This window comes from Cytophagaceae bacterium, from assembly GCA_016722655.1.
GTDB lineage: Bacteria > Bacteroidota > Bacteroidia > Cytophagales > Spirosomataceae > Leadbetterella.
On sequence record JADKIR010000004.1, the window covers coordinates 1,083,524 to 1,098,348 of the forward strand.

General features: G+C 37.7%; 9 protein-coding genes. 4 read left to right on the forward strand and 5 right to left on the reverse strand.

Going from position 1 to position 14,825, the window contains the following annotated elements:
* Window positions 1-4: 4 nt before the first annotated feature.
* Both IPP61_05255 and IPP61_05260 read right to left on the reverse strand, forming a co-directional pair.
* A complete protein-coding gene (locus IPP61_05255; GenBank protein MBL0324576.1) occupies window positions 5-1,654 on the reverse strand; it encodes a RagB/SusD family nutrient uptake outer membrane protein in 1,650 nt (549 codons plus the stop codon).
* A gap of 22 nt (window positions 1,655-1,676) precedes the next feature.
* Window positions 1,677-4,934 carry a TonB-dependent receptor gene (locus tag IPP61_05260; protein MBL0324577.1) on the reverse strand — a complete coding sequence of 1,086 codons (3,258 nt, stop codon included), beginning with the start codon at window positions 4,932-4,934 and terminating at the stop codon, window positions 1,677-1,679.
* A 289-nt stretch (window positions 4,935-5,223) separates the two neighbouring features.
* On the opposite strand from IPP61_05260, the gene IPP61_05265 reads away from it, so the two are divergent.
* Window positions 5,224-6,108: a helix-turn-helix domain-containing protein gene (locus IPP61_05265; protein MBL0324578.1), complete on the forward strand. Its 885-nt coding sequence runs from the start codon at window positions 5,224-5,226 to the stop codon at window positions 6,106-6,108.
* Between the two features lie 59 nt (window positions 6,109-6,167).
* On the opposite strand, the gene IPP61_05270 is transcribed toward IPP61_05265, so the two are convergent.
* Window positions 6,168-6,989 carry an energy transducer TonB gene (locus tag IPP61_05270; GenBank protein MBL0324579.1) on the reverse strand — a complete coding sequence of 274 codons (822 nt, stop codon included), beginning with the start codon at window positions 6,987-6,989 and terminating at the stop codon, window positions 6,168-6,170.
* Between the two features lie 319 nt (window positions 6,990-7,308).
* Between IPP61_05270 and IPP61_05275 the strand changes: the two genes are divergently transcribed.
* Together IPP61_05275 and IPP61_05280 are read left to right on the forward strand one after the other, a co-directional pair.
* On the forward strand, window positions 7,309-7,899 hold the full coding sequence (locus IPP61_05275; GenBank protein MBL0324580.1) for a TetR/AcrR family transcriptional regulator: 591 nt from the start codon (window positions 7,309-7,311) through the stop codon (window positions 7,897-7,899).
* A gap of 28 nt (window positions 7,900-7,927) precedes the next feature.
* Window positions 7,928-9,151: an MFS transporter gene (locus IPP61_05280; protein ID MBL0324581.1), complete on the forward strand. Its 1,224-nt coding sequence runs from the start codon at window positions 7,928-7,930 to the stop codon at window positions 9,149-9,151.
* 12 nt (window positions 9,152-9,163) lie between these two features.
* Here the strand turns inward: IPP61_05280 and IPP61_05285 are convergent, their stop codons facing one another.
* Entirely contained in the window at window positions 9,164-10,039 is an 876-nt protein-coding gene (locus IPP61_05285; protein MBL0324582.1) for an IS982 family transposase, read from the reverse strand.
* Between the two features lie 172 nt (window positions 10,040-10,211).
* Here IPP61_05285 and IPP61_05290 point away from each other — a divergent pair, with 172 nt between their 5' ends.
* Window positions 10,212-11,297: a Gfo/Idh/MocA family oxidoreductase gene (locus IPP61_05290; protein ID MBL0324583.1), complete on the forward strand. Its 1,086-nt coding sequence runs from the start codon at window positions 10,212-10,214 to the stop codon at window positions 11,295-11,297.
* Between the two features lie 105 nt (window positions 11,298-11,402).
* On the opposite strand, the gene IPP61_05295 is transcribed toward IPP61_05290, so the two are convergent.
* A complete protein-coding gene (locus IPP61_05295) occupies window positions 11,403-14,822 on the reverse strand; it encodes an efflux RND transporter permease subunit (GenBank protein MBL0324584.1) in 3,420 nt (1,139 codons plus the stop codon).
* Between the last annotated feature and the right edge of the window lie 3 nt (window positions 14,823-14,825).

Consider the following 14,825-nt stretch of genomic DNA (forward strand, 5'->3'; position numbering starts at 1 on the left):
TGAATTACCAACCCGGATTCTGAGGACCAAAGTTTTTGTTAGTATTTAATTCCTGTACTGGAACCGGGAACAACAGGTTTCTTTCTTCCCTACGTTTAACTACGTTATTTTCATCAACATCAATTGCATTCATTACCGGAATATAAATTCCCCAACGAACCAAATCCCAACGACGGTTCATTTCCAATGCTAGTTCACGTGCTCTTTCCTCAAGAACAAATGACCTGAAACCTTGCTGGTCTAAACCTGAAATAGTACTTGCTTTGCTTCTGGTTCTAATACTGTTCAGAGCGGCATAGGCTGCGGGCGTTGGGCTTCCATTAACTTCATTGTCGGCTTCAGCAAACATCAATACTACATCTGCGTATCTTAACAATGGAAAATGGAAGTCTCCTCTTTCCAGTTTAATATTGGTAACAGCCGCAAACTTGGTTAATCCGGCATAATAAAACTCCTGATTGCCCCAATTGACCTCTCCACCTGTGTAGCTGTAAAGCGGATCTTTTGCAGTTACTTTGGCAGCATGTTTTGGCGGATAATAATGGGTAGCACCCCATTGTTTCCAGGTATGCATTACACCTTTCACTACCCTATCGTCTTTATCATCTTCAAAAAGATCATACCAGTGATTGCGTTGACCGGCCCAACGTCCATTGGCGATTTCACCGGCGTCATTCTGGAAACCCAGCATCCAGGTATGAATACCCAAACCTAAAGCGTTGCTACCGTTAATGGCCTGAAGCATCCAGATGTGCTCTCCACGGTTACGATTGGCTATACTCCAAACTTCACTGTAAGTAGGAAATAGACTAAACTCACCACTATCCATCACTTCTTTGGCTTTGTCCCGGGCCAATTTGAAATACTCAGCCGAATTAAAACCTTCATAACCTTTAACCACTGACTTGGTATAGGTAGTTTTTTCAGGTGACGACAAACTAGGTTTACCCCCTGAAACGGTAATTTTTGCACCTGAAAGTGATGAAGACGCAATAGTCAGATATACTTTGGCCAATAAGGAACTAGCCCCGGCTTTACTTATTCTTCCGGTTTTGAAATTCGGGTCTTTGTTAGTCAAAAGGTTACTTTCAGCTTCTTTTAGTAATTTTATTATTTCTGCATATACCTTGCTGATTTCCTGACGTGGCTGCTGTGCTTCAGCTCCGGCCCCTAGAGATTTGTCCATCATTGGAATGGCTCCAAACATTCTGACAAGCCAGAAATATGAATAAGCTTTCAAAAACTGAAACTGCCCTTTGTAATCATTCCTGATTTTAGCAACAAAGGTCATTTTGTCCATGGTTTCTATTCCAACGTTGGCCCTGTGTACAATTTTATAATATCCACCCCAGGTACCTTCAAACATCCAGGTGTCACGGTTATAGTTTCCGGAACCCAATGATCCAAATGCCCAGCTTGGTCCTGTAGAATAGTCATCATCGAAATTACCCATTCTAGGCCACACATCATACCGATAGAGGCTTTCATTTAGTGTTGTATATGCCCCGGTAAGCAATAAATCGGCACCGGTTGGGCTGTCTTCGAGGCTGCTTGGAGAAAGGAAGTCATAGACCTCTTCCTGAAGGGCGTCTTCGCAGGAAGTACTCAGAAGCAGTCCGGATGCAAATATTAAACTGAAAAATATTTTTCTCATTTTCTTAAATTTTTACAAAAGATTAAAGACTAAGTTTGAAACCTATTGAATAGGTACGGGCATTGGGATATGAGTTGAAATCTACCCCATTACGACCACCATTACCACCCAAACCATTTACATCAGGATCATACCAGCTGTAGTTGGTTAAAGTCCAGAGATTGGAGGCATTTACATAAACATTGATATTGTCAAGCCCTTTAATTGGATTATTAAACGTATATCCAATATTTACGTTTTTGAGTCTTGCGTAGCTTCCGTCTTCAATATCCCGGTCAGAAATCCGTCTGTCTCTTCTTTGAGTTTCCCATGCTTTAGGATATTTAGCCGCCGAAGGGTTTTCAGGAGTCCACCTATAGGTATAAGCATCAGCCAAACCATTTCTGATATCGCCTATGTGCAGGTCAAATAAGTTGGCGTTCAGGATGTCATTTCCATATACTCCCTGAATAAATACACTTGCGTTCCAGTTGCCGTATTTGAAAGTATTGTTGATACCATAAATGAATCTCGGATTGGTGTTTCCAATAATCGTTCTGTCACCTTCATTGATTACAGTATTATTGTCATCCAGATTTTTGTATTTGATTTCGCCAATAAGCTCCCTTTGTGAAGCTTCGGTAAGTGATGCTTTCGAAGGATCGGCTTTAACTTCAGCCAGATTGTCATAAAAACCATCTGTTACATATCCGTAAATCACACCAATCGGCTGTCCGTCTCTTCTCAGGAACACCTCTCTTACGTTGTAATAAAGGTTAGCTGCATATTGGTCGCTTCCAAGCCCACCAATTCGGTTTTGATTATGGCTGATATTTCCAGAAATCTCCCACTGATGTTTTGAAGTAGGTTGAAATACTTTATAACTCAAACTCGCCTCTATACCTTTATTGGTTACGAAAGCTGAGTTAATAGTTTTTTCATTAAATCCCGAGCTTGGAGGTGTTTGTTCGAAAGTCAACAAATCCACTGTTTTTTTAGAATAAACATCCAATGTAAAATTGAGTCGGTTATTCAAAATGGTCATATCGATACCTGCATTGGCCTGATTGGTAGTTTCCCAAAGCAAATTAGGGTTACCGGGTCTGTAACCTTCAACCAAACCAGGTACCTGACTGCCATTGAGTACACCATTAAGGGGTTCCAGTCTATCAAGTGTAGTATATGAGCCTATCGATTGGTTACCGGTTTGTCCCCAACCTATTCTTAGTTTCAGTTCATCAAAGAAATTTAATTTTTGAATAAATTGCTCGTCAGATAATCTCCATGCCAAAGCTCCGGAGAAAAAGTCACCAAATTTATGGTTAGCTGCAAAAGCAGTGGTTCCATCACGTCGATAGGAAGCAGTGGCCAGGTATTTTCCTTTGTAACCATAATTGGCTCTGGCCAAAAACGACATTAATCCTCCTGAAGATTTTCCGTTTTCGATGATATAAGTTGACTGGTCACCTCTTTTGAAGTTATAATCAGCGGTTAGGTCATCAGGAAAATTTGAAGCTCCCAGATTTAAATAGGTTGAATTCCACTTTTCACGGGTAAAACCAGTTACGGCACCGACAGAATGATCACCGAAATTCTGGTTATAATTTAATAAAGACTCCAAAGTGATGGCAGACCATTCATTGTTGTTTTTACCTGCCAAACCATTTTTAGGAGAACGGCCTTCACTCAAAAATCTTCCATAATAAATACCTCTTTCCCCTGAACTGTAGTTATATCCAAAATTCTGACGGAACTTCAGGTTCTCAGTAATCTTAACTTCCAGATAATTTGAAGAGAAAATATTGGTTTGATTGAGTTGGTTCTTCATGTTTCTTGTATAGAAATATGGATTGGCCATCAACCATGAAAGCTGGTCGTTTTGTTGTGTATTTTGTGAAGGGTCAAAAACCGGCAATGTGGGTAAATAAACTAAAGCCGTTCTGAGAATACCCTGCAATCCTGCACCTGAGCCATTTCCGGAACTGGTGGGAACCGAATTGTTCTCAGATTTTGAAATACTGTTATTGGTACCTACGGTAAGGAAATTTTTGAATGTACGATAAACATTAGACCTTACTGTATATCTTTTATAATTGGAGTTTACAATTACCCCATCCTGATTTAGGTAGTTTCCTGATACTGAATAACCTCCATCTTTTGAAAATCCATTAAGGCTCAATGAATAATCCTGAGAAGGTGCGGTTTGAAATATCTGATTTTGCCAATCTGTACCTGTAAAATTGGTTACAGCTATATTGTTGTATAACGTGTTGGTAAATCCTTTTTGGAAATCTTCAGGACTTGGATTGTAAAATGGGGTAATTTTTTCTATCTGAAGTCTGGTCACAGGATCAACCCACGTGGTATCGGCGTCCATCATTCCCGGATAAGGAAGCTCCTGATAAGTCCTTCCTTCATAAGCTAACGCATTTTTTACGGCTTCATTTCTATATGAAGCATATTGGTAAGCATTCATCATAGGAATAGTCTTCGATACCTGCGACATACTAAAATTGGAAACAAACTCTATATTATGCTTCCCTTCGTTGTTCCCTTTTTTGGTTGTGACCAATACCACTCCGTTGGCTCCTCTGGAACCATAAATAGCTGTTGCTGAGGCATCTTTTAGTACTTCAACAGATTCAATATCCTGTGGGTTAAGAAATGAAAGAGGGTTTAAGTTCTGTTGGGTTTCGTCTGTTCCACCTCCTGCCACACTGTTACTGGCTCCTCCTCCGCTGGTAAATGGTATTCCATCGATTACGTACAAAGGTTGTGTATTACTTGAAAAGGAGTTGGCACCCCTAACTTGTATATTTACACCACCTCCAGGTGCACCGTCATTTTTTTGAACCATCACGCCGGCCATTCGCCCTTGCAAACCCTGAGAGATATTATTTGGAATAGCCTGCAACATTTCTTTGGTATTCACTGAGGCTACGGAGCCGGTAATGTCGCGTTTTTTTACCTGACCATATCCTACAGCCACCACTTCATCGAGCATTTTGTCATCATACGACAACTTTACATCAACTACCGATTGGTTACCAACTGCAATTTCTTTGGTAATCATTCCTACAAAACTAAAAACCATAGTTTGGTTTCCCGTCGGAACGTTCAACGAATACTGCCCCTGATTGTTGGTAGTAGTTCCCTTACTTGTTCCTTTCACGATCACACTTACTCCTGGTAAAAAATCTCCTCCGTCGTCTGTAACTGTACCGGTGATGAGTCTGCCCTGAGCATAAGCATTCACTTGTACAACTACAAGGAAGAGAATCGAGATAAAGATTCTTAACATAATTAAACAAAGTTTAAATTGTACTTTTTACAAGCACAAATTAAGCTGATACAGACACAATTAGAATTGAACTATTTTATCACATTATTCACTTTTTTTTACAAAATCATTACTTTTGATGAAATTTTTTCAATAATATTTTTAAAAAATTTTAAGAACATTGGTTTAAACATATCATTATTAGTGCTTTAAACTAAAATTAAATGCTTTGTAGCCACCAGACGATAATTAAAAAACATTCTTGCACTATTTAAACAATTTGTAACACAAAAATTACATATTTAAAAAAATGAGTGATATAACCAGAGAAATAACTCCCCTGACGCCTTTTGACTGTTTTACTATTTTTAAAAGGGAAAAAACCGAATTTGACTTTCCCTTACATTTTCATGAGGAATTCGAACTGAATTTTATTCTCAACGGAAAAGGTGTTAAAAGAACAATTGGCGATCACTCTGAAGAAATCGGCTGTATAGAACTTGTGCTTATCGGGTCAAATTTGCCGCATTTCTGGCAAACCAATAATTTTGAACCCAAAGACCAAAATGATAAAATAACCGAGGTTACGATTCAATTTCATAAAGATTTACTGGAAGAAAAATTCCTTCAACGAAATCAACTATTTTTTATAAATAATTTATTCCAAAAAGCTTCAAAAGGGATATTGTTTTCGGAAGAAACTGCCAATAACCTTAAAGAAAAGATAATTAACTTGCCCAATAAAACTGGTTTTCACTCAGTTTTGGATTTCTTTTCAATTTTACATGAACTATCTACCGCACCTAGTATGAGGCTGCTTTCAAGTGCAACTTTTGTCGAAAACCCTATCAATTATCATAGCCGAAGGCTGGAGAAAACTTTTGATTATATCAGGAAAAACTTCCATAAAGAGATTACTTTGGATGAAATTTCTAAACTGAACGGCATGACGCCGGTGTCTTTTAGCAGGTTTATCAAAAAAAGAACAGGAAAAACATTTATCGACAGTCTGAACGACATCAGAATGGGGTATGCGACCCGACTTTTGATCGATTCTACTGAATCTATTTCAGAGATTGCCTATAAATGCGGTTATAACAATATATCCTATTTTAACAGATTATTTAAGTCTAAAAAGAAACTTACACCCAAAGAATTCCGGGATAATTATTCAGGATCAAGAACTTTCGTGTAAAAGTCAAAAAAAAAGTCCGGATTTCGTATAAACCCGGACTTTTGAATTAAACAGCATTTTTAATCCAGTTTAAACCAAATAGGCATTGTGTAGTAAACCCTCACATTTTGCCCGTTTTGTTTTCCAGGATTCCATCTTGGCATACTTTTGATTACTCGTACCGCTTCTTCATCACAGCCAAATCCGACACCTTTCATGATTTCAATCTGACCAATAGAACCATCTTTTTCTACCACAAATTTCACAAAAACTTTGCCCTCCACATTTGCCCTGGATGCCTGTGGTGGATAGTTCAGGTTTTTACTTAAAAATTTGTACATGGCATTTATACCTCCTACGAAAGAAGGGTCAATTTCGGCTTTCTCAAAGGTTTTATCCGGCTCTGCAGGTTTGGGAGGTTCAGCTGTGCCTGTTCCAGAATTGCTTGAAGGTTGAGTCAGCATGCCTAAGCCATCTGTGGGAGGAATACCTGCTACATCTACTGTCCCAATCAGGTAATCGTCCAGATTGGTCATATCAGGAAGGGGTGCGTCCTGAGTACGGGTGTTGTCAGCTACAGCGACCGGCGGAAGTACTGCTTTTTGCTGAAACTGAGGCACTTTTGCTGATTTTTTTGATGACGGAATTATTTCGGGTTTTTTCTGAAAATAATCTGTAACATCTATAATCACTCCTGTATTTTCAAGAGGCAAACCCATCGCCGGTCCCTGAATTTTGAGATAATAATATAAAAAAGCAAATAACAAAAGCACCACAGATGTGCCATAAAAAAAGGCTTTGAAGAGATGCTCTTCGTAGTGAGTTCTTAAATAATAAGCACCGTATTCTTTGTTGCGATTTTCAAATACGATGTCGTCCAGTGTGATTTTCTCGGTTTTCATTTTGATTAATTGGTTTGGTTTGGATAATAAATTTCCATGCGACAATATGTCACTTCATTCAAAAGAGCCTGAAAGGGTAAATCAGTAATCGTAGAGCAGTGCCAGTAACAAAAGCCGGTTTTTTGTTTTTCCCTGAGTTATATTTTTATAAAACTAAATTAATAGTTATAATAATACAAAACAAGCATTTTGTGATATTATTTTTATTTATTAATAATGGCTTTTATTTTAAAAATTATTAATAAATGGATTACTTGAAGAAAAATATTAAAAAATGAAACCATAAATAAACAAACATTCATTTATATTTGTGTCTATTATGAGATTGAGAGACGAAAATAAGCAGGCACTTGTAAAAGAAAAGGCAATCGAAATGTTCGTAAATGAAGGTTTTGATGGATTTAGTATGCAAAAACTTGCCAAAGCGGCAGGAGTATCACCTGCTACACTATATATCTATTATAAAGACAAGGAAGATCTGATCATTCAGCTGGGAATCGAAACCGGAAAGGAAATGCTGGATTTTACGATGCGAAATTTTGACCCGGAAATGAATTTTGCAGTAGGGATGCGAATTCAATGGGAAAACCGGGCTGCTTTTCATCTCAAAAATGATTTGAAGACAGATTTTTATGAAATGATAAAAATGAGTCCTTTCAGAGACAAAGTTTCAGAAAAACTCAAAAATGACTTCAGAGAAATTATGAGCCGGTTTATCTCTAATGCAATAAAAAATGGTGAGACAAAATCGCTGCCAATAGAAGTTTACTGGTCAGTGGCGTTTGCTCCACTATATAATTTGCTTCGTTTTCATGCCGACGGACAAAGTATTGGCGGACGGCCGTTTGAATGGAAAGATGAATATATGTATCAAGCCCTGGATTTGGTTTTGAAAGCTTTAAAGCCTTAAAATATTTGGAATCGCTAATTTTTTAAAAATGAAAAAAGAAAAAAAATTTACCCCCTATCAGTCATTTGTAGTGGCCGTTCTGGCCTTCTTACAGTTTACTATTATCCTTGACTTTATGGTGCTTTCGCCATTGGGTGCCATTTTGATGCCCACTTTGAAAATCACCACCTCACAGTTTGGTTTTGTGGTATCTGCCTATGCTTTCAGTGCAGGAGCATCGGGCTTGTTAGCAGCCGGCTTTGCTGATAGATATGACCGCAAAAAGTTTCTATTGTTTTTTTACACAGGCTTTTTGATTGGCACTATGCTCTGTGCTATGGCTCCAACATATCATTTACTACTAATTGCCCGCATAGTAACCGGAATATTTGGAGGAGTAATTGGCTCCGTGAGTTTTGCTATCATAACCGATCTTTTTCCAATAGATAAGCGAGGCCGGGTGATGGGCTTTGTACAAATGGCATTTGGAGCAAGCCAAATTTTGGGACTACCAATCGGGCTTTATCTTGCCAATAAAATGGGATGGCACTCCCCATTTTGGATGATTGTGATTATAGGAGCATTGGTTGGAATATTAATTTTTATCAAATTGAAACCTGTAAATGAGCACCTCAATATACAGGAAAAGAAAAATGCTTTGCAGCATTTGAGAAAAACCCTTTCTACCCCACTCTATATTCGTGGGTTTTTGAGTACAGTATTATTGGCTACCGGTGGTTTTATGATGATGCCTTTTGGCAGTGCGTTTGGAACAAATAACCTTGGACTAACTTTGGACCAACTTCCTGTCTTATATATGATTACAGGAGTATTTACGATAATTTTTGGCCCATTAATTGGCAAATTCAGTGATCGTATCGGAAAATTTAAAATGTTTGCAATAGGCACATTAGTAGCAATTGCCATGGTCTTAATCTATACAAACATGGGAATAACCCCACTTTGGATAATAATAACATTGAACGTTATTTTATTTTTGGGAATTAACGCCCGAATGATTTCATCTTCGGCCTTGACATCGGCCATTCCATCCCCGCAAGACCGTGGTGCATATATGAGTATCAACTCTTCAATTCAGCAGATTTCAGGAGGAGTAGCGTCGTTTGTAGCAGGATTAATCGTGATTCAGACACCTTCCGGGTTTATTGAGAGATATGATATACTGGGTTATGTTGTAGTTGGAAGTATGATCATAGCCGGATTTATGATAGGGTGGCTGGATAAACATTTGAGAATGAAAAAGATGATTTAACCCGTAGTGCATTTAGGAGATAGAGATTTTGATGTTATTAATATTTCTTCCATTTAAGTGGTTTATAAATTGAATAACGGTTAAAGATGTTAATTTCGTCAACAGTCTTGTTTTGAAACCTTGGAATGTTTTTGCGTAATTTCTTCTTATCATGAACTGGTCACAAAGTTGCGATAAAAGGGTTTCAATTCTCTTTCTTGATTTTTTAAAAATATAACTTTGGGGCTTATAATTTTCTTGGTTTTGCCTCATTGGTACCTCCAATGTAATATTTCTTGTTTCAAACAAATCCAATTGATAATCAGCACTTAAGTATCCTTTATCACCTATTATTGTACAATTTTCAAACTCTTGTTTTATGTTTTTCAAATAATGTATATCATGCACTGAGGCTTTAGTAATTTCGAAACTTTTAAAGACTCCCTTAAGTGTAGAAACGGCATGTAATTTATATCCATAAAAATGCATTTTTTGAGAAGCACAATAACCTTTATCCGGTGCCGATTCGTAATTTTCCGTACAAATCTTAGATCTGGTAGCCCTACTCAGTTTGCAAACTTCCAATGGCATCGAATCTACAATCATATAATTTTCAAAAGGAACAAGTTCATTGGCAATGCTATTTCTTATCCTATCAATTATTCCAAACAAATTTCTTTTTCTTCTGTTAAAAACAGACCTCTCAATTTTTGTAAAAATATCATCTGGCAACATTCTAAATAATTGATATTCAGAATCTATACTCAAATATTCAGCTGTTAAAACCAACGCAATAAGCTCAATATCAGATAGTTTTGGCCTCCTAATTTGATTTAAAAAATTATCTTGAACTTCAAATTTTCTTAAAACTGTTAAAATTACTTCGTAACTTTGCTTAAGGTTATTCATTTATATTTAATCGATTGATAGTCAGTTAAATATACGACTTTTTTGTCAAAATGAATAGCCTTTTTTTATTTTTCCTCTAAATGCACTACAGGTTGATTTAATACCATTTATCATTTCTTTGCAGGAAAAATTTCCAATTCCATTTATTTTTAGAAATTAAAAATCTAAAAAAATGGAATCGAGAAGGGAATTTCTGAAAAAATCAACATTAGGACTGGGAGCTTTGGCTTTCCCAAATATCCTGATTTCAAATAATGACAGAAAACTCAGAGTAGCCCTGGTCGGTCTTGGGCGGTATGCCGGCTATATGGCTGATGGCATATTGGAATCGAAATATTGTACGGTTGCGGGTTTGGTGACCGGAACTCCCTCAAAAAAAGAGATTTGGGGTAAAAAATATGGTGTTCCTTCAAAAAATATTTATGATTATCAGAATTTCGATGAAATAGCCCAGAATCCGGATATAGATGCAGTGTACATTATCCTACCAAATGCACTTCATAAAGAGTATGCCATCAGAGCTGCAAATGCCAAAAAGCAAGTTATTGTGGAAAAACCCATGGGTATTTCGGCAAAAGAATGTGAAGAAATTATCGCAGCTTGCGAGAAAAATAAAGTTCAACTCGCTGTGGGTTACCGCCTGCATTTTGAACCTTACAATAAGGAAATGATGCGTTTGGGCCAAAACAAAATTTACGGCAAAGTTAACCTGATTGAGGCTTCTCTGGGATACAAAGTAAATCCTGATCCCGACGACTGGCATTACAAAAAAGCACTTTCGGGAGGTGGTCCTTTGCAAAATCTGGGTGTGTATTGTGTACAGGCAGCCCGATATATTACCGGAGAAGAGCCGGAAAGTGTGACTGCACAATTCGGCCCGGTTACCAATCCCAATTTCAAAGAAGTAGAAGAGTCCATCACCTGGCAACTACTTTTCGCTTCTGGTACGGTGGCGACTTCTTCCACCACCTACAATTCCGGCATTGACCGTCTTTTTGCCTCGGCCGACAATGGTAATTTTGAACTGAGTCCTGCCATAAGTTACGGGCCATTCAAAGGTCGTTCGCCGGCTGGTGAGTTTAATTTCCCGGAAATCAACCAGCAACAAACCCAGATGGACGAACTGGCGAAATTTATTCTGAATGAAAAACCTATTCCATCCCATATTTGTGGCTATGAAGGCCTAAAAGATATGCGGGTGATTGATGCCATTTACAAAGCCGCAGCAAGTGGAAAGCGGGAGAAAATAGCAATTTGAAAATTGGAACAAATTGAAAATGGTAACATAAAAAGGTAACACCATGCTTCCGTAAAACAAAAAAACCTCCGGATGGAGGTTTTTTTTGACAAATATTTACAAAATTTATTTTTCCTTATTGAATCTCAATCTTGCTTTTTCATTGATATAATACATACAAGGTACTATTAACAAAGTAAGTAAGGTTGAGAAGGTTAATCCGAAAATGATAGTCCAGGCCAAAATGTTCCAGAAAACAGCACTGTCGCCACCGATATGAACCACTGGTCTGAGATGTACAAAAAGTGCTTCAAAGTCAAAAGTTAAACCCAGAGCTAAAGGAATCAATCCTAAAACTGCAGATGCAGCAGTAAGTAAAACCGGTGTAAGACGCGTGGCTCCTGCTTCTACAATGGCTTCTTTTAAGCCAAATCCACGTGCTATGAGCTCATCAGTAAATTCAATCAGCAAGATACCGTTTTTCACAACTATACCAGCCAATGCAATGATACCTACTCCTGACATGATTACCGAGAAGGTTTTGCCAAACAACATAAAGCCCAGTAACACTCCAATTAAACTCAAAAGGATGGTCACAAAAATAATGAACGGCTTCACGATAGAGTTAAACTGAGTAGCCAGAATCAAGTAAATCAACATTAATGAGATACCAAAAGCAATCGAAAGGAAAGTCATTGACTCTTTTTGTTCTTCCTGCTCTCCACCCTGACGAATCGTGTAACCCGGCTCAAGTTGAATATCACCAATTGCTGCAAATATCTCTTTGTTTATTTGGTTTGCATTATATGGTTCTATTACGTCTGATGAAAGCGTGATGGTACGCTCGTTGTCTTTTCGGTTGATTTGAGAAAATGTAGAAGTATATGAAATATCGGCGATTGAAGAAAGTGGAACATTACGAAGTACCCCTCCCATATTCATATCCCTATAAGTAATGTTCATACTAAGTAATTTCTCAATCTGATCGCGGTCTTCCTGCTTTAATCTCAACTGGATTGGATATTCGTCTTCAGCATCCCGGAATTTAGATATTTCAGCACCAAATAAGGCCGTTCTGATCGACATAGCTACCTGAGCAGAGCTAATTCCTTCTCTCGAAGCTTTTTCTCTATTTACGTTTACAATAATTTCAGGTTTATTGGTAACCAAATCAGACTTTAATTCCTCAATGCCTTTTATTCCTGAAGCTTCAATTTTGCCTTTAATTTGCTTTTCAATTTTAAGCATTTCGTCAAAGTCCTTGCCTACAATTTCGATAGCAATAGGTTTACCCGTAGGCGGTCCGTTTCTTTCCTTTTGTACTGAAATTTCGGTTCCGGGGATTCCTTTCATTTTATCCCTAACCTGATTCAATAATTTTTCAGACGAAACATCACCACGTTTTGATTTACTAACAAAAGCCACTGTAACTTTTGATTTATGAGGAGTATTACTCCGATCGGGGTTCATAGGGTCTCCGGCATTTTTTCCCACATTGGAAATCACCGAATTCACTACACTTTCCGCCTTATTTTCTTTGATAACCTCAAAAACTCTTTTCTCAATCTCACGTGTTACTTTATCAGTTTTTAACGCATCAGTTCCAAATGGCATCACATTATATACATATATGTAGTTGGGTTCTGAATTTGGGAAAAATACCACGCTGGGTTTTACAATACCCATCATTACCACTGTAAACACCAACAACAAAAATGTACTTATAACAGCATATATCGGCCTTCTGCCTACAATCAGCCAGCTAATAATATTCCTGTAATTTTGTTTTAATTTGGGCAAAAGATTATCCTGAAAAGGCAAAATCAGTTTTGGAGTAAGTACGAAATGATTAAATACATAAAGAATAATCATCAAAACCGAGAAGTTCCCTAATCCTCTGAATCCTTCGCTACCCCAAAATGAAATCAAATAACTTATGATGGCGATTCCACCAAGTACGTAAATTGGTTTTTTGAGGTGATCCCATCTATTGTCAGATTTGTGTTCCTCATCGTCACGTTTCATGAAAGAAATCGCAAAGATTGGGTTCATTACATAAGCTACAATCAACGAAGCAATGAGAGTAAATATCAAAGTAAACGGAAGATACTTCATAAATTCACCTACAATCCCCCCCCAGAACAATAATGGGAAGAAAGGAGCTATAGTCGTCAAAGTACCGGAAAGTACCGGAACAAATACTTCCGTAGCAGCAAGTTTTACTGCCTCGGTAATTGTGAGTTCTTTGTGGTGATTAAAAATCCTGTGTGCATTTTCAATTACAACGATGGCATCATCTACCACGATTCCTAATCCAAGTAAGAATGCAAATAGCACCATGGTGTTCAGCGTAAAGCCCATCATCAATAATGGATAAAAAGCCAATAATGCCGAAAGAGGAACCGAAAGTCCGACAAATATTGCATCACGAACACCCATGAAGAACATCAAAACAAGTACAACGAAAATAAAACCAAGAACTACGGTGTTAATTAAATCTTCGATCGATGACTTGGTACGCTCACTTTGATCGGCTGTGATTGTAATTTTCAGCCCGTCTGGTATATTTCCTTTTTTAAATTCTGCTAAAGTTGCTTCAATTTTTTCAGAAGCAGCAACCAGGTTTTCACCTGATCTTTTAATGACATTCAGTGTTACCACCGAATTGTTGTCTAATCTCGCAAAATCTTGTCTTTCAGCAAAACTATCAACCACATCAGCCACATCACCAAGTTTAACCGTGGCTCCCTGACCTGACCTGATTATTACATTTCTTATCTGGTCGATAGATTTAAATTCCCCGGCAACTCTCAAAGAACGCCTAACATCCATTACACTCAAATCACCACCTGAAATATTAACGTTTTCTCCCTGAATAGCCGACTGGATATCATAAAATGTAATGCCATAAGCTTTCATTTTATTAATATCCAAATTAATTTGTACTTCCCGGCTAAGGGCTCCTACAATATCTACGCGTGTGATTTCGGGCATTGCTTCAATTTTATCCTGAAGCTGCTCTCCATATTCTTTGAGTTTTTTCAAAGGAAAATTACCCGAAATATTAATGTTCATTATAGGGAATTCAGAGAAGTTTACTTCGACGGCAGACGGATCCTGTGTCAAATCCTTAGGAAGGTCTCTTTTTGCCCTTTCAATTGCACTTTTGCATCGCTCTTTGGCCTCAGTTACACTAACTTTTGTGTCAAATTCAACCAAAATTACCGACACATCCTGCAAGGCATTTGATTTGATTCTCTTAACCCCCTTTTCAGCCTTGATTTGTTTTTCAATTGGCTTGTTGATAAGGTTCTCAATGTCAACAGGAGATGTACCCGCATATACTGTTTGTACATACACCTGAGGTATTACGATATCCGGAAATTGCTCTTTGGGTAGATTGGTAAAAATAAAATACCCGGCAACTGTAACCAGAAAAGTAAGCAGATAAACGGTAGTTTTGTTTCTTGCCAAAACTCCGATCATATTATAAATAAAGCCCTTTGCCTCCGGCAAATTGGAGCTGTGAATATCTTTTTCGCTCATATT